Annotated in this window: 15 protein-coding genes; 10 read left to right on the top strand and 5 right to left on the bottom strand. The window is 70.2% G+C overall.

The window, feature by feature from the left end:
• Window positions 1-192: 192 nt before the first annotated feature.
• Window positions 193-1,743, top strand: a complete 1,551-nt coding sequence (locus F5X71_RS00585) for an adenylate/guanylate cyclase domain-containing protein (protein WP_167460183.1) — start codon at window positions 193-195, stop codon at window positions 1,741-1,743.
• Window positions 1,744-1,786: 43 nt separating this feature from the next.
• Here F5X71_RS00585 and F5X71_RS00580 read toward each other — a convergent pair whose 3' ends face one another.
• Window positions 1,787-3,325, bottom strand: a complete 1,539-nt coding sequence (locus F5X71_RS00580) for an MFS transporter (protein WP_167460182.1) — start codon at window positions 3,323-3,325, stop codon at window positions 1,787-1,789.
• A gap of 89 nt (window positions 3,326-3,414) precedes the next feature.
• Here F5X71_RS00580 and F5X71_RS00575 point away from each other — a divergent pair, with 89 nt between their 5' ends.
• The 6 genes from F5X71_RS00575 (at window position 3,415) to add (ending at window position 9,335) form a co-directional block, all read left to right on the top strand.
• A complete protein-coding gene (locus F5X71_RS00575) occupies window positions 3,415-3,960 on the top strand; it encodes a TetR/AcrR family transcriptional regulator (RefSeq protein WP_167460181.1) in 546 nt (181 codons plus the stop codon).
• Between the two features lie 113 nt (window positions 3,961-4,073).
• Window positions 4,074-4,871 (top strand): hypothetical protein, encoded by a 798-nt coding sequence (locus F5X71_RS00570; protein WP_238815651.1) that lies wholly within the window; start codon window positions 4,074-4,076, stop codon window positions 4,869-4,871.
• A complete protein-coding gene (locus F5X71_RS00565) occupies window positions 4,868-5,923 on the top strand; it encodes a DUF4129 domain-containing protein (RefSeq protein WP_167460180.1) in 1,056 nt (351 codons plus the stop codon). The genes F5X71_RS00570 and F5X71_RS00565 overlap by 4 nt, the downstream gene beginning before the upstream one ends.
• A 55-nt stretch (window positions 5,924-5,978) precedes the next feature.
• Window positions 5,979-6,965, top strand: a complete 987-nt coding sequence (locus F5X71_RS00560; protein ID WP_167460179.1) for an AAA family ATPase — start codon at window positions 5,979-5,981, stop codon at window positions 6,963-6,965.
• A 2-nt stretch (window positions 6,966-6,967) separates the two neighbouring features.
• Window positions 6,968-8,299: a DUF58 domain-containing protein gene (locus F5X71_RS00555; RefSeq protein ID WP_167460178.1), complete on the top strand. Its 1,332-nt coding sequence runs from the start codon at window positions 6,968-6,970 to the stop codon at window positions 8,297-8,299.
• Between the two features lie 19 nt (window positions 8,300-8,318).
• A complete protein-coding gene (add, locus tag F5X71_RS00550; protein ID WP_167460177.1) occupies window positions 8,319-9,335 on the top strand; it encodes an adenosine deaminase in 1,017 nt (338 codons plus the stop codon).
• A gap of 60 nt (window positions 9,336-9,395) precedes the next feature.
• On the opposite strand, the gene F5X71_RS00545 is transcribed toward add, so the two are convergent.
• Window positions 9,396-10,211 carry an RDD family protein gene (locus F5X71_RS00545; RefSeq protein WP_167460176.1) on the bottom strand — a complete coding sequence of 272 codons (816 nt, stop codon included), beginning with the start codon at window positions 10,209-10,211 and terminating at the stop codon, window positions 9,396-9,398.
• Window positions 10,212-10,253: 42 nt separating this feature from the next.
• On the opposite strand from F5X71_RS00545, the gene F5X71_RS00540 reads away from it, so the two are divergent.
• Window positions 10,254-11,270 (top strand): stage II sporulation protein M, encoded by a 1,017-nt coding sequence (locus tag F5X71_RS00540; protein ID WP_167460175.1) that lies wholly within the window; start codon window positions 10,254-10,256, stop codon window positions 11,268-11,270.
• A gap of 1,324 nt (window positions 11,271-12,594) precedes the next feature.
• On the opposite strand, the gene F5X71_RS00535 is transcribed toward F5X71_RS00540, so the two are convergent.
• Window positions 12,595-14,004, bottom strand: coding sequence for a hypothetical protein (locus F5X71_RS00535; protein ID WP_167460174.1), 1,410 nt, complete (start codon window positions 14,002-14,004; stop codon window positions 12,595-12,597).
• 114 nt (window positions 14,005-14,118) lie between these two features.
• On the opposite strand from F5X71_RS00535, the gene F5X71_RS00530 reads away from it, so the two are divergent.
• Window positions 14,119-14,754 carry a class I SAM-dependent methyltransferase gene (locus tag F5X71_RS00530; protein ID WP_167460173.1) on the top strand — a complete coding sequence of 212 codons (636 nt, stop codon included), beginning with the start codon at window positions 14,119-14,121 and terminating at the stop codon, window positions 14,752-14,754.
• A gap of 7 nt (window positions 14,755-14,761) precedes the next feature.
• On the opposite strand, the gene F5X71_RS00525 is transcribed toward F5X71_RS00530, so the two are convergent.
• Entirely contained in the window at window positions 14,762-15,529 is a 768-nt protein-coding gene (locus tag F5X71_RS00525; protein ID WP_167460172.1) for an SDR family NAD(P)-dependent oxidoreductase, read from the bottom strand.
• A gap of 94 nt (window positions 15,530-15,623) precedes the next feature.
• Here F5X71_RS00525 and F5X71_RS00520 point away from each other — a divergent pair, with 94 nt between their 5' ends.
• Window positions 15,624-16,793 carry an NADH:flavin oxidoreductase gene (locus F5X71_RS00520; RefSeq protein ID WP_167460171.1) on the top strand — a complete coding sequence of 390 codons (1,170 nt, stop codon included), beginning with the start codon at window positions 15,624-15,626 and terminating at the stop codon, window positions 16,791-16,793.
• A 60-nt stretch (window positions 16,794-16,853) separates the two neighbouring features.
• Here F5X71_RS00520 and F5X71_RS00515 read toward each other — a convergent pair whose 3' ends face one another.
• On the bottom strand, window positions 16,854-18,284 hold the full coding sequence (locus F5X71_RS00515; protein ID WP_167460170.1) for a lipase family protein: 1,431 nt from the start codon (window positions 18,282-18,284) through the stop codon (window positions 16,854-16,856).
• Window positions 18,285-18,544 lie beyond the last annotated feature (260 nt).

Raw genomic sequence — 18,544 nt, 5'->3', positions numbered from 1 at the left:
CGGCAACGACACGCGCACGCCGAGCGACACCCCGGCGTCGGCGCGCGGTCGTCCGCTGGACCGACGAGCGCGGCTCCCGCGCGACGGCCTGCCCGCTTCGAGGCACGCACCCGGCCGCTCGTCGATGCGCTCGGCCAGGCGTGGACGTCGGGTCCTGCACTTCGAGGATGGCCCGGAATAGGCTTTTCTCTCATGTCCCGCACTGACGCCTCCCCCGCCGCGTTCGGGTCGCGGCTGCTCGGCCCCGTGGACGAGTCCTCCGGGATGCGCAGGCTGCGGGTGCAGGTGCTGCTGACCGTGCCGACGGTGGCCGCGAACCTGGCCGGAATGGCCGTCACGTTCGCGCTGATCGGCTTCGTGCTGCCCGGCCCGACCGTGTTCACCCGGGAACTGCTGCTGCTGAACGTCGTCGCGACACCCCTGTACACGGCGCTGGCGCTGCTGATCGGGATCTGGTGGGGCACCGTCGGCGGGTTGCGCGCCCTGCGCTGGGCGACCGATCCCGACCAGCGCCCCACCGAGGCCGAGCAGATCGCCGCCACCGCCGTCCCCCGCAGGCTCGTGGTGCGCCAGGCGGTGCTGTGGTTCGCCGGAGCCGCGGTGCTCGCGCCGCTCTACGGCGTGGTCGAGCCCGCCCTCATCCCGAAGATCCTGCTCGGCATCGGCTTCAGCGCGGTCGTGGTGTGCGCCTACAGCTACCTCATCGCCGAGTTCGCGCTGCGGGTGGTGACGGCACGGGTGCTGGACGCGGCCCCCTCGCGCCGCCGCCGCGGCATGGGCGTGTTCATGCGCTCGCTGATCGCGTGGGTGCTCGGCGCCGGCGTGCCGGTGACGCTGTCGATGGTCGTCGCGGTGTGGGCGCTGGCCGACGACTCGGTCAGCACCGCCCGGCTCGCGGTCTGCATGCTCTCCCTCGGCGGCGCCACGCTGATGTTCGGTCTGCTGCTGATGATGCAGACGGTGTCGGCGATCATCGCGCCGATTCGCGGGGTGCGCCGAGCCCTGCGTCAGGTGGAGGACGGCGACCTGCGGGTGACGATCACGGTGTACGACGGCACCGAACTCGGTGAACTGCAAAGCGGTTTCAACCACATGATGGAGGGCCTGCGCGAACGCGAACAGATCAGGGACCTGTTCGGCAAGCATGTCGGCCGCGAGGTGGCCGATGCCGCGCTGGCGGGCAACCCGACCCTGGGCGGCGTGGAATGCGAGGCGGCGGCGCTGTTCATCGACATCGTCGGCTCCACCACGATGGCCGCCACCGTGCCCGCCGCGGAGATGGTCGCCATCCTCAACCGCTTCTTCGACATCGTGGTGGACGAGGTCGAGGCGCACGGCGGCCTGCTCAACAAGTTCGAGGGCGATGCCGCGCTCGCCGTGTTCGGCGCGCCGGCGGACCTTCCCGACGCCCCAGGCGCCGCCCTCGCCTGCGCCCGCGCGATCCGCCGCCGCCTCGACGACACGGCCAACGATTTCATCGCCGCCATCGGTGTCGCCGCGGGCCGCGTCGTCGCGGGCAATGTCGGCGCCAGGCAGCGCTACGAGTTCACCGTCATCGGCGACGCGGTCAACGAGGCCGCCCGCCTCTGTGAACTCGCCAAACAGGACGACCTGCTGCTCGCCTCCGCCAACACGGTGACCGCCGCCGATCCGGCCGAGGCCGCGCACTGGCAGCTCGGCGAGCCGGTCACCCTGCGCGGCCGCCTCACCCCCACCCAACTGGCCCGTCCGAACGACGAATAACGCACCGCACCCGCCCCGGCGGACCGGGACGGGTGCGTGCGAACTACGAGCGGGCCGCGCGCAACCGGAAGGCCACCCACGCGGCGATCAGCAGGATCGACGCGGTGCCGACCGCGGCGAAGTGGATGCCGGAGACGAACGCCTCGTGCACCGAGGCGAGGAAGGCCCCGGCCACCGATTCCGGTAGCTGCTGCGCGAACGCCGTGGCGGCGCCGAGGGATTCGGACGCGGCACCGACCTGGTCGCTCGGCACCTGGCTCAGGTCGAGCCCGTTGCGGAAGATCGCCATCACCACGCTGCCGAGGATGGCGACGCCCAGCGCGATACCCGTCTCGTAGGCGGTTTCCGACACCGCCGCCGCGGCACCGGCCCGCTCGGCAGGCGCGGCGCCGACCACCAGATCCGACGAAACCGTCAGCGCGACACCCACACCCGCGCCGATCAGCAGGAACCCGAGGATGAACGGCGTGGTGCTGGTCGCCGCGTCCGGACCGAGCCACAGCAACAGCACGGAACCGAGCGCGGCCACGCTCAGCGCGCCGCCGAGCACCCGGCCCGGCGCCAGCCTGCGCACCAGCCAGGCCGCCGCGAGCGAGGCGACCACGCTGGCCGCGAGACCCGGCAGCAGCAGCAATCCGGCCTGCAGCGGCGTGCGGCCGAGCACCAACTGCAGGTACTGCGAGCCGAAGAACAGCACACCGGCCAGCGCGAACACCGCGAGCAGGTTGGTGAGCACCGCGGTGCGGAACCTGGGCAGCGCGAACAACTTCAGATCCAGCATCGGCTGGTCCAGCCGCCGCTGCCTGCGCACGAACAGCGCACCGGCGAGCGCACCGACCACCGCGACCCCGGTGGTGGCCACCGCGAAGCCGTGCGCCGCGGTCTCCTTCACCGCGTACACGACCGGCACCAGCGCGAGCATGGACAGCCCCGCACTCGGCAGATCGAAGCGGCCCGGGTTCGGATCCCGCGATTCCGGAATCAGAAACGGGCCCAATGCGATCAGCACCAGCATCACCGGCAGGTTCACCAGGAACACCGAACCCCACCAGAAATGCTCGAGCAGCCAGCCGCCGAGCAGCGGGCCCGCCGCCGCACCGCCGCCCGCCATCGCGCTCCACACCGCGATGGCCACGGTCCGCTGCCGCGGGTCGAGGAACATCGAGCGGATCAGGCCAAGGGTGGCGGGCATGAGCGTCGCGCCGGCGACACCCTGCAGCACCCGCGCGCCGATCAGCATTTCCGGCGACACCGCCCACGCAGCGAGCAGCGAGGCGATGCCGAAGCCGGCGGCGCCGATCAGCAGCAGCCTGCGGCGGCCGATCCGGTCGCCCAGGTTGCCCATCATCACCAGCAGACCGGCCAGCACGAACGAGTACACGTCGATGATCCACAGCAGCTGCGGCGTGGTCGGCGCCAGATCGGCGCTGATCGCGGGTACCGCCAGGTCGAGCACCGTCGCGTCCACCGCGAGCAGCAGCAGGGCGAGCGCGAGCACGGACAGCCCGGCCCACTCGCGCGTGCCGGCGCGGGGTGGCGTCTGTGACCCGGTCAACCGGGTGGTCTTGGTCTGGGTGGTCATGACTTTCTCGACTTTCGCCGCGTGCTTCTTCTTACCGTCCAGACGGTACAGTAACAGACCTTACCGTCCAGCCGGTATAGTCGGGCGCTGTGACGGCCACTACCCGCGACCGAATTCTGGACGCGCTCGAATCGCTGCTCCTGGAAAAAGGCATGTCGCACGTGACGTTGGAGAATGTCGCGGCGACCGCAGGCGTCTCCAAGGGCGGCCTGCTGTATCACTTCAAGAGCAAGGACGCGCTGCTCGCCGGCCTGGTCCGGCGCCTCACCGAACGCGCGACCCAGCAGCTGAGCAGCGCCACCGAGCGCGGGCAGTCGGTCGTCGAGTGGTACCTGCAGACCCCGAACCCGGACAACGCCGAGGAAGCGGTCGAGCTGGAGGTCTACCGCTCGATGCTGGCGACCATGCGCACCATCGACGCCGCGACCGACGCGGATACCGACGAGGTGCAGCAGGCCCTGGCCGAGATGATGAACTCCTGGTCGGTCGATCTGGACAACGAGATCGAGGACCCGGTGCACGCCGATATCGTCCGCCTGGTCGGTGACGGCGTGTACCTGCGCGCCCTGCTCGGCCTGCCGCCGATCGAACCCGCCCGCTATCGCCGCGTCGTGGAACGCCTGCTGCACCGCTGACCCGGTGGCTTCGCGGCCGCGCCGGTTACACTCGGCCCGTGCTACCAGCTGCCGACCCGGCCGGTGCCGTCGGGGCGGGAGACGATCCGGCACCAGGGTCACCTGGAACGACGGTGCCGATCCGTCCGATGACCTTCCGCGAGCTCCTGGACGTGCCGTTCGCGCTGATCCAGGCGCACCTGCCCGCCCTGCTGCGGCTGAGCCTGCCCGCCATCGTGCTCGCCGAGCTCGTGGTCGTCGCGGTCACCGTCGGCCTGTCCGACCTCGCCGACGACTCGGACGCGGCCACCGCGTGGGCGGCGATCCTGTCCACCGCGGCCTGCGTGCTGGTGGTGCGGTTCGTCCTGCGCGGCACCACCGTGGCGATCGGGCTGGCGAGCATCGCGGGCGCGCCGATCGGCGCGGGCACCGCGCTCGGGCGCCTCGGCGCGATCGCCGCGCCGCTGCTGGTGTTCCAGGCGCTGTACACCCTGGTCGGCATCGGCGTGCTCGCGCTGACCGGCGTCCTGATCATCACGCTGCCGTTCGGCGTGCTCTGGCTCGGGTGGCTGCGCGCCAAACGTTTCGTCGCGGTGCCGGTGATGTTCGTCGAACAGGCACCGCACCGCGCCGCCGTCGCCCGGTCGAAACTGCTTGTCGCCGGGGCAGACTGGCGCTTCACCTGGCTGTGGGTCGCGCACCGCTGCCTGCTCGGGCTGCTCTGCGTGCCGCTGCTGGGGATTCCGTTCTATCTGTCCGACTTCACCGGCACCCAGCGCTGGGCGGTGATCGTGCTGCTCACCTCGGGTGCGCTGCTGATCGCCGCGTTCGGCGAGGTCGTCGAGTCGGCCACCAGGGTGGTCGGCTATGTCGACCGGCGCTGCCGCCTTGAGGGTTTGGACATCCACGTGCCAGGTTCCGAGGTCCGATGAACGACTACCACGGCCTACCGCACGACGCGGACCGGGACCAGCCACCGGGCCCGCCACGGCTCGGCACCGCCGCCGATCATCGCGCGGCCGCCGAACAGGCCGCCCAGCGCCGTGATTTCGATGCCGCACTGCGCGAACGGTTCCGCGCCGTGCTGCGCGGGCTGGAACAGCGCGGCGTGCTCGAGGTCCGCAGGTCCCGCACCGCCCGCGAGACCGCCGACGACGTGACGACCGCGCTGCCCACCGACACCGCGACCGAATTGCATCCCGCCGCGCACAGTTTCGACGAGGTCGTCTACGGCGGCCGGCGGGCGACCGAGGACGAGTACCGCAGGCTCGAATACGCGGACCGGTTCTCCGAGTCCGCGCCGCCGCCGGCCGCGGAGCCCATCGAGGTCGAGGTCGCGGAGAAATCGCCGCGCACCCGCAGGCAGCTGCCGCCGCTGCCCGAACTGCTACGCGACCCGCGGTTCTGGGGCGCGCTCGCCGGTATCGCCGCGCTCCTGCTGCTGCTCTACGGCGTCCTGCAATCCTGTGGCGCGCCGACCGCGCCGAACCCGCCGCCCGTACCTACGAACCCGCCGCGCCCCGACAGTCCCGACAGCCCCGATTGGCCGGGCTTCGGCGCCGGTGACGCCCCGATCTGGGAGCGCCTGCCCGCGCCGGTGTTCTTCGGCGCGCTGCAGTTCCTGATCGCCGCCGCGATCGTGGTCTGGTGGCGCGCGCGCAGGCGCGGCGCGCTGGTGCCCGAGCCACGCCCGGTCGAGGTCGCCGCGAACGAACTGCTGGCCGGGCAGGCCGCGCTGTACCGACGCTCGAAGGACTACGAGCACGTCGCGGCCAAGCTGCGCGGGGCGACCCTGCGCCGGATCCGCCCGACCCTCGGCATGACCGCCGACACCCCACCGGATCGGCTGCTCGGCGCGCTCGCCGCCCGCATCGGCACCGATCCCGCCCAGCTCGGCACCGCGCTGTACGGCCCGGTGCCCGACGTGGCAACGCTGGAACTCGTTGCCGCCCAACTCGAGTGGATCGAGGCGGAGCTCGGATGAACCACCGCGCGCCGGCCCGGCCGATGCCGAACCCCCACCTGACACTGGAGGTCCCATGACCATTCCGACCGACACCAACCACGGCCCCGCCGCGGCAGCGGCGGGCGCGGCGTTCACCGCGTTGCGTGCCGAGATCGGCAAGGCGGTGGTCGGCAACGACAACGCGATCATGTACCTGGTGCTCGCGCTGCTGTGCCGGGGGCACGTCCTGCTCGAAGGCGTGCCAGGCGTGGCGAAGACGCTGCTGGTCCGGGCCCTGGCGACGGCATTGGACCTGGAGCACACCAGGGTTCAGTTCACCCCGGACCTGATGCCGGGCGATGTCACCGGCTCGCAGATCTACGACCCGCACTCGGCGGAGTTCACCTTCCGGCACGGGCCGGTGTTCACCAACCTGCTGCTGGCCGACGAGATCAATCGCACGCCCCCGAAAACCCAGTCGGCGCTGCTGGAATCGATGGAGGAACGGCAGGTGTCGGTGGACGGGAAGCCGCGCCCGCTGCCCGACCCGTTCGTCGTGGTCGCCACGCAGAACCCGATCGAGCAGGAGGGCACCTACCCGCTGCCGGAGGCTCAGCTGGACCGATTCCTGTTCAAGGTCGATGTGCAATTGCCCGGCCGGGAGGACGAATTCCGCATCCTGCAGCGCCACGCCGCCGGCTTCGACCCGCGTGATCTCGCCGCCGCGGGCCTGCGCCCGGTGGCCGGACCGGCGCATATCGCCGCGGGGCGCGCGGCCGTCGGCACGGTGACGATCAGCCCCGAGGTGCTCGCGTACACCGTCGACATCTGCCGGGCCACCCGCATGGCCCCCGCGGTGCAGCACGGCGCGTCCACCCGCGGCGCGACCGCGCTGATGGCCGCGGCGCGCGCGTTCGCCTGGCTGAACGGGCGCGGGTTCGTCACCCCCGACGACGTGAAATCCGTTGCGGTGGCGGTACTGCGGCACCGGTTGCAGCTGCGGCCGGAGGCCGAGCTGGACGGGGTGACCACCGAGGGTGTCATGTCGTCGCTGCTGCTCACGGTCCCGGTTCCGGTGTAGCCGTGTTCGCCCGCTCCGACGCCGGAGGCCGCACGCAGGCGGCGGTCACCGGCAGGCTCGCCGCCCTCGCGGGAGTACTGGCACTGCTCGTCACGTTCGTCGTTCCCTCCTGGATCGGCGTGGTCGTGGCGACCGCGGTGCTGGCCGCCGCCGTGCTGTTCGACCTCGGCTCGGTCGGTCGGGCCCGCGACCTCGGCCTGTCCCGGCCGCCGCTGACCACCGTGCGGCTCGGCCGCGCCACCGAGGTGGAACTCGTCGCGGTGAACAACGGGACCCGGCCGCTGCGCGGCACCCTGTGGGACGACTGGCCCGACAGCGCTCGCGCCGAGCACCGCACGCACCGGCTCGATCTCGCGCCCGCCACGCTGGTCCGGTTGCGCACCACGCTCACGCCGACCCAGCGCGGCGACCGCGTCGCGGGCCAGGTGACGGTGCGGCTGATCGGCCCGCTGGGACTGGCCGGCACGCAGACCCGCCGCCGGGTTCCGGCCCGGGTCAGGGCGCTGCCGCAGTTCCGCAGCGAGCGGCTGCTGCGCTCGAAAGTCAAACGGCTGCAACACCTCGAGGGCCGCAACGTGGCCAACCAGCGCGGGCAGGGCACCGAGTTCGATTCGTTCCGCGAGTATGTCGCCGGTGACGATGTGCGCGCCATCGACTGGCGCGCCACCGCCCGCGCGACCGACGTGCTGGTGCGCACCTGGCGTCCGGAACGCCATCGGCACATGCTGATGCTGCTCGACACCGGGCGGATCAGCGCGGGCCGGGTCGGCGACGGCACCCGCCTGGACGCGGCGGTCGAGGCCGCGCTGCTGCTCGGCGGGCTGGCCGCGGCGGCGGGCGACTCGGTCGATCTGCTCGCCTTCGACCGCGAGGCCCGCGCCGAAGTGCGCGGCATCAGCGGAAAAGGGTTGCAGCTGAAGCTGATGCACGCCATGGCCGGGGTCACGCCCGCGCTCGTCGACACCGACAGCGCCGGGCTGGTCCGCGCCGCCATCCAGCGCACCCGGCGGCGCAGTCTGGTCGTCTGGTTCACCAGCCTCGACGGTGCCGCCGTGGAGGAGAACCTACTGCCCGTGCTGCCGACCCTGGCCCAACGGCACCGCGTGCTGATCGTCTCGGTCACCGATCCCGACGTCGCGGCGGCCGCCGCCCGGCGCACCGACCGCGCCGACCTCTACCCGGCCGCGGCCGCCGAGACCATCCTGGCCGAGCGCGCGCTCGTGCAGGAATCGCTGCGGCGCACCGGGATCGGCGTGGTCGCCGCCGCGCCGGAACGTCTGCCCGAAGCACTCGCCGACGAATACCTCGAGCTCAAACAGTCCGGCACCATGTAACCGGGCGCATCATGGACCCATGTCCGATCTTGCCTCGTTCGTCCACGGCTTGCCCAAGGCCGAGTTGCACCTGCACTTGGAAGGGACACTCGAGCCCGAGTTGAAGTTCCGGCTGGCGCAGCGCAACGGGATGCGGCTGCCACAGCAGACGGTCGAGGAGGTCAGACAGACCTATCGATTCCACGACCTGACCTCGTTTCTGCAGGTCTACTACCCCGCCATGGCGGTATTGCAGGAGCAGGCGGATTTCCACGATCTGGCCTACGACTACCTGACCAGGGCGCACGCGCAGGGCGTGCGGCACGTCGAGATGTTCTTCGACCCGCAGGCGCACACCGGGCGCGGCGTCGCGTTCGCCACCGTGATCGGCGGATACCGCTCGGCCATCGTGCGGGCGCGGCGCGAGTTCGGCATCTCCGCCGAGCTGATCCTGTGCTTCCTGCGCGACTATTCCGCCGAGTACGCGATGGCGACGCTGCTGGAGGCGCTGCCCTACCGGGACTGGATCATCGGCGTCGGCCTCGACTCCGACGAGCGCGGCAATCCGCCGAGCAAGTTCGCGGCGGTCTTCGCCCGCGCCCGGCGCGAAGGTTTCCTGCTGACCATGCACTGCGATATCGACCAGCAGAATTCGATCGAGCACATCCGGCAGGCGCTCGAGGACATCGCCGTGGACCGGATCGACCACGGCACCAACATCGTCGAGGACGAGCGGCTGGTCGAGCTGGCCAAGTCCAAGGGCATCGGGCTGACCTGCTGTCCGGTGTCGAATTCGTTCGTGACCACCCAGATGAAATCGGACGAGATCGTGGGGCTGCTCGAGCGCGGGCTGACCGTGACGATCAACAGCGACGACCCCGCCTACTTCGGCGCCTACGCGGCGGAGAACTACCTCGCGCTCGCCGAACACGCCGGCCTGGACCGCGCGCGACTCGTCACGCTGGCGAAGAACTCCTTCCGCGCCGCCTGGATCACCCCGGCGCGGTTGGACCGCTTCCTCCAGGAGATCGACGACTACGCCGCCTCGGCGACCTAGCGACGCGGCCGAAGCCGTTGCGGCCGATCCGAGTTCACTGCCTCGCGACGGCGGGAAACCTCACTGCGCCGCGACGGCGGGAAACGCGGGCTGCCCGACCGGTCCGGGCGGGAACACCGGGAACAGCGGCGGCGGCAGCACGCGGCGTTGCCGCTCGGCGATGATCGCGCCGAGCACCTGCAGCGGCGGGTAGCCGTTCGGCGGGGGCACCTGCAACCGCGCGCAGACCGCGACGACGAGCGCGCTGCCCAGCTGGTGCTGCGCCTCGGGGGTCAGGGTCTTCGACCGGCTCAGGTACTGCCGGACCGCGAGTGCCAGGTCGTCGGGCAGTCCGGCCAGCTCCAGCTGCGCCGTCCAGCCCATCAGCCACGGCGGCGCCGCCGCGAGCAACGGCAGCGGCAGCGTGCGCTGCGCATGCACCACCACGGTGCCCGCGAGCACGTCGCCGACCCGGCGGGCGTTCGGGGAGCACATCGAGGTGAGCACCGCGACGGCGCCGAGCGCTCCGAGCATCCAGAAGTCCACGATGGCGCCGGCCAGGCCGCGGGTGAGCGCGTGCCGGAAGTCGATCGGGCCGCCATCGGCCCGCACCACCCGCAGGCCGAGCAGCAGCTTGCCGAGCGTCCTGCCGCGCGAGAGGGTTTCGCACAGCACCGGGTAACCCACCAGCACGCCCACGACCGTGACGAGCACCGCGACACTCAGCCAGGCCGTGTCCGCGCCGCTGGGCAGCAGCAGCACGACGGTCAGTACGAACAGCACCGAGCCCAGCGTGAACTGTGCCACCGCGTCGATGAGGAACGCGGCGGCCCTGGTCGGGATCCGAGCGATCGGCAGCTCGAGCGCGACCGCTTCGCCGGTGGTGAATTCAGCCATGTCGATAGCATTCTTGCGACCGGCGGTAGTGGGAGGCAACCGATGGACGTAGACGCATACAGTTTCGCGCACCGCAGAGCGTGGGAGCGGCTCGATCACCTGGCGTCGCGGAGCAAGCTCTCCGGCGCCGAGGCCGACGAGCTCGTCATGCTGTATCGGCGCACGTCCCAGCAGCTGGCCCGGTTGCAGTCGCACAGTCCCGACCCGGAGCTGATCGCCGGGTTGAGCGCGATCCTCACCAGGGCCCGCGGGCGGGTGCTCGGCAGCAGAGCCGACACCTGGTCCGAGATCGGCCGCTTCTTCACCCACCGCTTTCCGGCGGCGCTGTATCGGACCTGGCCGTGGTGGGCCGGGGTGGCGGCGGTGTTCCTGCTCGTGTCGGCGGGCCTGGCCATCTGGGTGGACCGATTCGATTCGGCGCGTACGGTTCTCGGCATCCCCGCCGATACCAGCGGCCTGACGGCACGCGGCGGTGCGTTCGAGACCTATTACTCCGAGCACCCGCAGGGCGCCTTCGCCGCCCAGGTGTGGACGAACAACGCATGGGTGACGGCGATCGCCCTGTTCACCGGCGTGCTGATCCTGCCTGCGGTGTACCTGCTGTTCATGAACGCGCTCAACCTCGGCGTCTCGGCCGGGCTGATGGCCGATGCCGGGCGGCTCGACTCGTTCTTCGGGTTCATCCTGCCGCACGGCACGCTCGAGCTGACCGCGATCTTCGTCGCGGGCGGCGCGGGGCTGAAACTGGGCTGGACGCTGATCGACCCGGGCCGGCTCAGCCGAATAGAAGCGGTGGCGCGCCAGGGCCGGGCCACCGCGACGGTCGCGCTCGGGCTGGTCGGGGTGCTGCTGGTGTGCGGCTGCATCGAGGGCTTCGTGACGCCGAGCCCGCTGCCCGCCCCGGTGCGCATCGCCATCGGGTTCACCGCCGAGGCGTTCTTCCTGGTCTATGTGTTCGGGGTGGGCCGGCGGGTGGTCCTGGCCAGGGCTGAACAGGAGGCGCGGACGCCGAGTCCCGAGGTGATCGGTGCCGGGCAGACAACCGCGAGCACACACTGAGCGAAGCGGGTTCGGACACTCGACAGCTACGCCGTGTCACGGATCGGTTGCGATGTCCCCCATTTGAGTTCCGCTGGCCGCAGCGAGTCGTGCTCAGCTGCGGCCAGCGTTGCCGTTGACTCTACACAATCGTTATGGCGATGCAACCCTCTTCGCTTATGTCAAGCGTATAAAGCAGCGAGCCAGCTAACCCGTGTGAGGGCATGGTTTTTCACAGTTCCAGCTAACTTGTAGCGCCGCTCGCCGCGACCGATTCGCCGGTTCGATTTCCACCCGATCCCAGGAATCCGCAGGTCTCGCGTCAACCGTTTCGCGGCGACCCGAACATTCCCCCGGACGATTAGCTGTCCGCTCGACATAGATCGGCCGATGTTCCATCGCGAGCCGCCTGAGCTGGCCGTTCATCATCGAAGTTGGCGTTAGCTGGACAACAGATGAACAGAAAGCGACTTAAGGTTTGTTTGCGGCGTAATTAACACGACGTGCACCCAGTTGAACCGACCATGGACATACATGCGTCATGACAAGATCGGGAATAACCAGACATCGCAGAGTCGTTGCCACGCGGCCTCGAGCGCGTCCGCTCAGCACCTCGGCCGCAACTTTCCCAGCCGCTGTGATCTTCGCCTCACCTGCGGCGCAGGCCCGGCGAACCACGCGAAATCGACACGGGGGCAAGCGTTCCGCCGCCCAGACACGCAGAGACGACACGCCGGAAGTGGGCTGGGGACAACCCCGTGCCGAGCCATCGCGGCGGGCTGTCCTGGTCGGCGGTCGGCGGTCGCTGTGCGCCGAACCGGCCCGCCGTGCACAGCCTGGGTATGCGGTTCGCTCCACCACTGTGCACAGGTTCGGCACGCGTTGTCGCCACCGCTGTGCATGACGCGCGGCGTCATCGATGTCCACACGCCGGCCCAACTCCGCCATCCACAATGTGGACGCCGCGGCATCGGTTTCCGAGTTTGCTTCCGCACCCGGGTTCACGTTCATCCACAGCCCGGCACCAGGCATTTCAGGGAACGTGACGGCATGATCCTCGAGGTCGCGGCGGCAAAGCGGGGGTGAACGATGCCCGTCCGTCCCGAAACAACCCACAGACTCATCCACAGGTGCGAGCGAGCTGCGGTGGACCCCATCCGTCCCCACCGATACCCGCGGGCACTGGTATTTCCCCGGCGATGCACACCCGCTCGTCCTCGAGCAGCGCACAGCTTTGTCCACAGGACGGCGCCGCACACAGCGCATGTGGACAACCACCGAACCGGTCTGTGCGACACCGCTATCCGAAACACCGCGTCCGAGATATCCGTGCGGGCAGCGGGACTCAGCCGATGCGCAGGATCCCGGTGATCGTGCCCTGCAACACCTGTCCGCTGTGCGTGATCAGCGGCGCGGTCTGCAACGGATCGCCGATCAGCGTGCCTGGCAAGGGATGTCGTGCGGTCACCGCGCCGGTTTCCGGGTCGAGCACCGTGAACGCGTAGCCGTCCAGCGGCGTCGTCCGGTCCGGCCCCAGCCGGGTCACGGTGTACACCGCGCCGTCGGGAACGGACAGACGCGGTACGGCCGCACTGCGCACCTCGTTGTCCCACACCGTGCGGCAACCGCTTTCGGCCACATCGACCCGGGTCATGCCGCCGGCGAAGGGCGCGGTGGGCGGCACCGCGGGCCCGGCGTCCGCAGGCACCGCGGGATAGGGATAGCCATAGGTGCTCGCGACGAACAGCGAGCGGCCGACGCCGATCGGCGAATTCTCGCTGCCCGCACCGCCCTTCGCCAGCACCGGCTGGTCACACACCAACTCGCCGGTGCCGGAACGGAATACCAGCGCGTGCACCTGGTCCTCGGCGTTGTCGACGATGCTCAGATAGTCGGCCCCGGTGGTCGGCCCGAAATAGGTGGGCGTCGACCCGGTCCCCCAGCTCAACTGACCCGGCTTGCGCGCCGAGCCACGGTCATAGGCCGCGCGCCACCGGATCTCGGGACGGCCCGCGCTCTCGACCAACTCGTAGAGCGCGTGGGTGGTCGCGACCGCGATCCGGCCGCTCGGTGCCGCGGAAATGCTGTTGGCCACCCGCTCGCCCGCGGGCAACGACGACGTCGCGACCGCGCCCGCGGGCGTGACCAGCCCGACCACGCCGTCGCCGGTCGCGAACCAGATGTTGCCGGACCAGTCGGGCACCAACCCGGTCACGTTGTCCCCCACCGCTATCGCCGCACTCAGATCGGCAACGAGCGCGCTGGTGAACCGCCAGGCCCCGGCCGCGTCGCGGGAGTGCGCGATGCGCAGCAGCCGGTTGCCGCCGTCCACGACGACAAGTCGATCCGCGTTGTCCAGGTAGGCGTAGACGCCGCCGAGCAGACTGCCCTTGGTCAGCGGAAGCGCGGCGAGCGAGTGCCCGATCGGTCCCGGAGTCGCCGGATCGATCAGATGCACCGTCGGCACCTGTCCGGCGATCGCCGTGCACAGCGCGACAACCAGGTTGTCCGCACCTTCCAGCAGCGTCGGACAGGCAGCGAGCAGCGGATATCCGGCCACCGGCACCGCCGCCGAGCCCGGCCCGGCCAGCGGCGTGACATCGGAGGAGCCCGCGTCGCCGTGCATGGTCGCGGTGCCGAGCGGGCCGAGATACGGGTTGGCGGGGGCGAGCGGCCCCCACGGCTCCGCCGCCGCGGCCGAGCCGGGCCACAGCACGACGAGACAGGTGGCCAGAAACAACAGCAAGGCGCGCATCGGGGTCTTTCGGTTCGTGCTGAGGCGTCGTTCGAAGCGAAACGGGCGCTCCCGGCACCATATTCGGAAGCATTGCTGATCCACATCGCGGTGCCGCGTGGATACCATGGCGCCATGAACGGTGTGCGGGCTCGCGTCCTGTCTGCGGTGGCCGGTCAGCTCGGCAATCCGCACGGACCGCTCGGGCGCGGGTTCGCGGTGCTCCTCAACCGCGCCAACAAGCGCGCGATCGCGGCCGCGGTGGCGGCCGCCGCCGTGCGCCCCGGTCAGTGCGCCGCCGACCTCGGATTCGGCGGCGGCGCTGGGCTTTCGCTGCTGCTGGCGCGCATCGGCAACAGTGGCACCGTGCACGGGGTGGAGATCTCGCCGGACATGCTGGCGCGCGCCAGGTCCGCCTTCGCCCGCGAGATCACCAGCGGCAGGCTGTGTCTGGCCGAGGGCTCGCTCACCGCGCTGCCGCTCGCCGACCACAGCCTCGACAGCGCGATCACGGTCAACACCATCTACTTCGTTGCGGATCTGGCCGCGGCCTGCGCCGAGCTCGTCCGGGTTGTGCGACCCGGCGGGCGGATCGTCGTCGACATCGGCGACCCGGACGCCATGGCGAAGCTGCCGTTCACCCCCTACGGCTTCCGGCTGCGCCCGGTGGCCGAGGTGATCGCCGCGCTGGAGCAGGCGGGCTGCACCGTCGACCATCAGCGGTCCACGACACCACCGCTGCCACGTCATCTGCTGATCGCCACGCCCTGACCGGTCCTTACATCAAAGCCCCGCCGTCGATCCGGATCTCGGTGCCGGTCATATAGCGGCCGTCGTCGGAGGCCACCATCGCCACCACGCCCGCGATGTCCTCGGGGCTGCCGAGCGCGCCGCCGTTGAGCCAGCCGGTCATCCGGGCGAACAGCTTGTGATCGAACCCCTCGGGCTGGTCGAGGATGGACTTCGTGGTGATGTTGCTGGTGATGCCCGCGGGCACGATGTTCACCGCGCGCAGCCCCTGCTTGGCGTACTCCAGCGCGATGGCGTGGGTGAAGGCGTTGACGCCACCCTTCGACGCCGCGTATGCCGCGAGATAGGGCGCGGCGCTGAAGGCCGCGGTCGAGGAGAGGTTCACCACCACCCCGTGCCCGGTCTCGAGCAGCGCGGGCAGCGCGGCCTGGGTCATCAGGAAGGTGCCGGTCAGGTTCACCGAGAGCACCTGGTTCCAGACCTCGAGCGGCATCTCGTGGGTGCGCGCCGGGCGCAGGATGCCCGCCCCGTTCACCAGCACGTCGAGTCCGCCGAGGAAATCGAGCGCCGCGGCGGTCGCGACGCGGACCGACTCCGGGTCGGCGACGTTCACCGCGACGGTGTGCAACCGCTCGGCCGCCTCGCCCGCCTTCTCCGCCGTGGCCGCGAGGCCCGATTCGTCCACATCGGCGGCGACCAGCTGCGCCCCCTCGTCCAGCAGACGCAGGGCGATGCCCTGCCCGATGCCGGATCCAGCTCCCGTCACCACCACGCGGCGGCCGTCATATCTGCGCATGTCATGAATTAGAACAGGTTCTCATTATCAGTCAAGGCACTTCCGAAAACCCATTTCCCGGACACGTGACTGGAACACGTTCTAGTGTGAGGCCATGCCGCACGACGCGTTCCAACCGGCCGAGCTCGGGCCCGTTCGCCTCCGTAACCGGATCATCAAGGCCGCGACGTTCGAGGGACGCACGCCCGACGCCCTGGTCACCGACGAGCTCATCGAGTTCCACCGCGCGGTCGCCGCGGGCGGCGCGGGCCTGACCACCGTCGCGTACTGCGCGGTCGCGCCGGAGGGCCGCACCGACCGGCACCAGATCTGGATGCGTCCCGAGGCGGTGCCCGGCCTGCGCAGGCTCACCGACGCGGTGCACGAGGCGGGCGGTGCGGTCTCCGCGCAGCTCGGCCATGCGGGCCCGGTCGCCAACGCCGCCTCCAACCGCGCGCCCGCGCTCGCGCCGAACAGGCAGTTCAGCCCGATCAGCCTGCGGCTCACGCACGCCGCGAGCGCGGCCGACATCAGCAGGATCATCGCCGCGCACGCCCGTGCCGCGCGCCTGGCGGTGGAATCCGGCTTCGACGCCGTGGAACTGCATTTCGGGCACAACTATCTGATCAGCTCGTTCCTCAGTCCCGCGCTGAACAAACGCGGCGACGAGTACGGCGGCACCCTGCTCAATCGGGCGCGGCTGGCCAGGCAGACCGCGGCGGCGGTGCGGCAGGAGGTCGGCGCCGAGATCGCGGTGCTGGCGAAGTTCAACATGGACGACGGGGTGCCCGGCGGCTTCCGCGGCGAGGAGAGTCTGACCGTCGCGCGGTGGCTCGCGCAGGACGGCAACCTCGACGCGCTCGAGCTCACCGTCGGCAGTTCGCTGCGCAATCCGATGTATCTGTTCCGCGGCGACGTGCCGCTGCGCGAGTTCGCCGACCAGTTCCCGCAGCCGCAACGGGCCGGAATCCGGTTGGCGGGTCGACGCTTTCTGCGCACCTACCCCTTCCACGAGGCCTATCTCTTGGACGAGGCGCGCCGCTTCCGCGCCGAGCTCACGCTGCCGCTGGTGCTGCTCGGCGGCATCGCCTCGCGCGCGTCCATCGATCTGGCGATGGCCGACGGATTCGACTACGTCGCGATGGCGCGGGCGCTGCTGTACGACCCGGACCTGGTCAATCGGATGAGCGCCGAGACGGACGCGGTCTCGCCGTGCACCCACTGCAACCGCTGCATGCCGACCATCTATCGGGGCACCCGCTGCGTCCTGACCACGCCGGCCTGACCCGGACACGCGCAGGGCCCCGGATCCACCGATCCGAGGCCCTGTCGTTCGTGCGGTCTATCAGTTGATCTCGCGGATCGCCCGCTCGGACAGCTCCGCGGCACGCGGGCCGACGGCGGCGGCGAATTCTTGCAGCGCTTCGCCTTCCAGCGCGATCCCGGCGACGTCGTTACGGACGCAGCCGTTGGCCACCGGCACCCGGTCGAACCGATCCTTCATCCACGACATCACCCGCGGCTGCGCGGTGACGAAGAGGCTGTAGCCCTCGTTGGCGTGCGTGCGGTTGTATTCGACGCGCGCGTTCGGATCCGAACAATAGGTGTCCACCAGCTTGTTCACCGGGCCGACCGGCGCGACCCAGTCCGGGTTGGCGTGGTAGATGAACATCGGCATCTTGGGCACGTGCTTGCCCATCCGCACCTTCTCCAGCACCGCGGCGGGCACCGGCTCACGCGTCATATCCGGGCTGTCGAACAGGCCCTTGATATTGAGGAACGGGAACATCGTGGTCGCGTTCCAGCCCATGCACATATTGCTCTGCGGCCCGACCATCGCCTTGCCGAGCGGATTCATGTGCTGGTCGAAATACTCCTGCAGTTCGGGGTATTCGCGGGCGACACCGAGCACGCCGGAGTAGATGAGCCCGGCGGCCAGTTGACTGTTGGCCAGATCGACCATCGCGGTCATATCCGCGGGCACGCCGCCCTCGGCGACACCGACCACGTTGAGTTCGGGCGCGTACTGCTCTTTCAATTCCGCGGCCCAACCCGCGGCAATGGCGCCGCCGGAGTTACCGATCAAGCCGATCATGGTGTCCGCGCCCCGGTCCAATGCCATCTGCGCGAAATTCTCCGCGGCGCGCACGCCGTCGAGGGTCACCATTCCGGCCAGCGGGCCCGCGCCGAACGCATTCGCCGGTCCTTCGTGGTCAGGCAGCGAAACCGCCCAGCCCTGCGAAATCGCGTACAGCGGGATCAGCATTTCGCTGTCCGGGCCCACCGTGCCGCGGTAGTTCGACGGCACACTGGCCTGCTGCACCGTCTGCGACGGTGCGCAATGCGGGGCGAGCGAGTCCTGCGGCAACTGGTAGGAGATCATCCGATCCGGCCTGCTGCCACGCGGTTTCAGCACCGTGGTCACCGCGGCGATGGGCTCGTTGCGTGAGTTGGTCGAGCGGTAGGACAGCTGCCAGGCGTCCACGTCGAGCGGCACCAGCGCGAAGAACGACGGCACCATTTCCCGGGCGGCGATGATCTCGCCCGGCTCTTTCGAGGCAACCACGTCGGCGGGCGGGTAGTAGAACGACGGATCGTGGCCTTCGAACCGGCCGAGTATTCCATGGTCGTGCCATGGTGTCGCCGGCGGCACCGGGAACGGGAGCTGCGGGTACACCGGGTAAGGCCCTTGCTGTCCAACGGGTTCCGGTTCGGCCGCGGCGAAACCGGCGGCCGCCACCTGAACGGTCAGAGCGGCGGTGGCCGCCAATGTCATGACTAATCGGCGCCGCGACCCTGTTCCGAGCACATTCATACGCGATCCTTCGCAGTCGGAGAGTAGAACATTTATGGGAGTGGGAGTTCCACGAACGGCGTTGGGGATACACCCGATGCGGGATAGTTTCGCGGCGAGCATAGCGCCGTCCCGACGAAACCACGTGCAATGAATCGAAGAATTATTGCGTTTCGCCGAAAATCTCCCGAGCTTTCCCGTTTCCACCCACCGGACCCCATAAGAATGAACGCAAACGCCCC

The organism is Nocardia brasiliensis, from assembly GCF_011801125.1.
GTDB classification, from domain to species: domain Bacteria; phylum Actinomycetota; class Actinomycetes; order Mycobacteriales; family Mycobacteriaceae; genus Nocardia; species Nocardia brasiliensis_C.
Note: the sequence above shows the minus strand (reverse complement) of the source record. Positions and strands in the feature narration are given on the sequence as shown.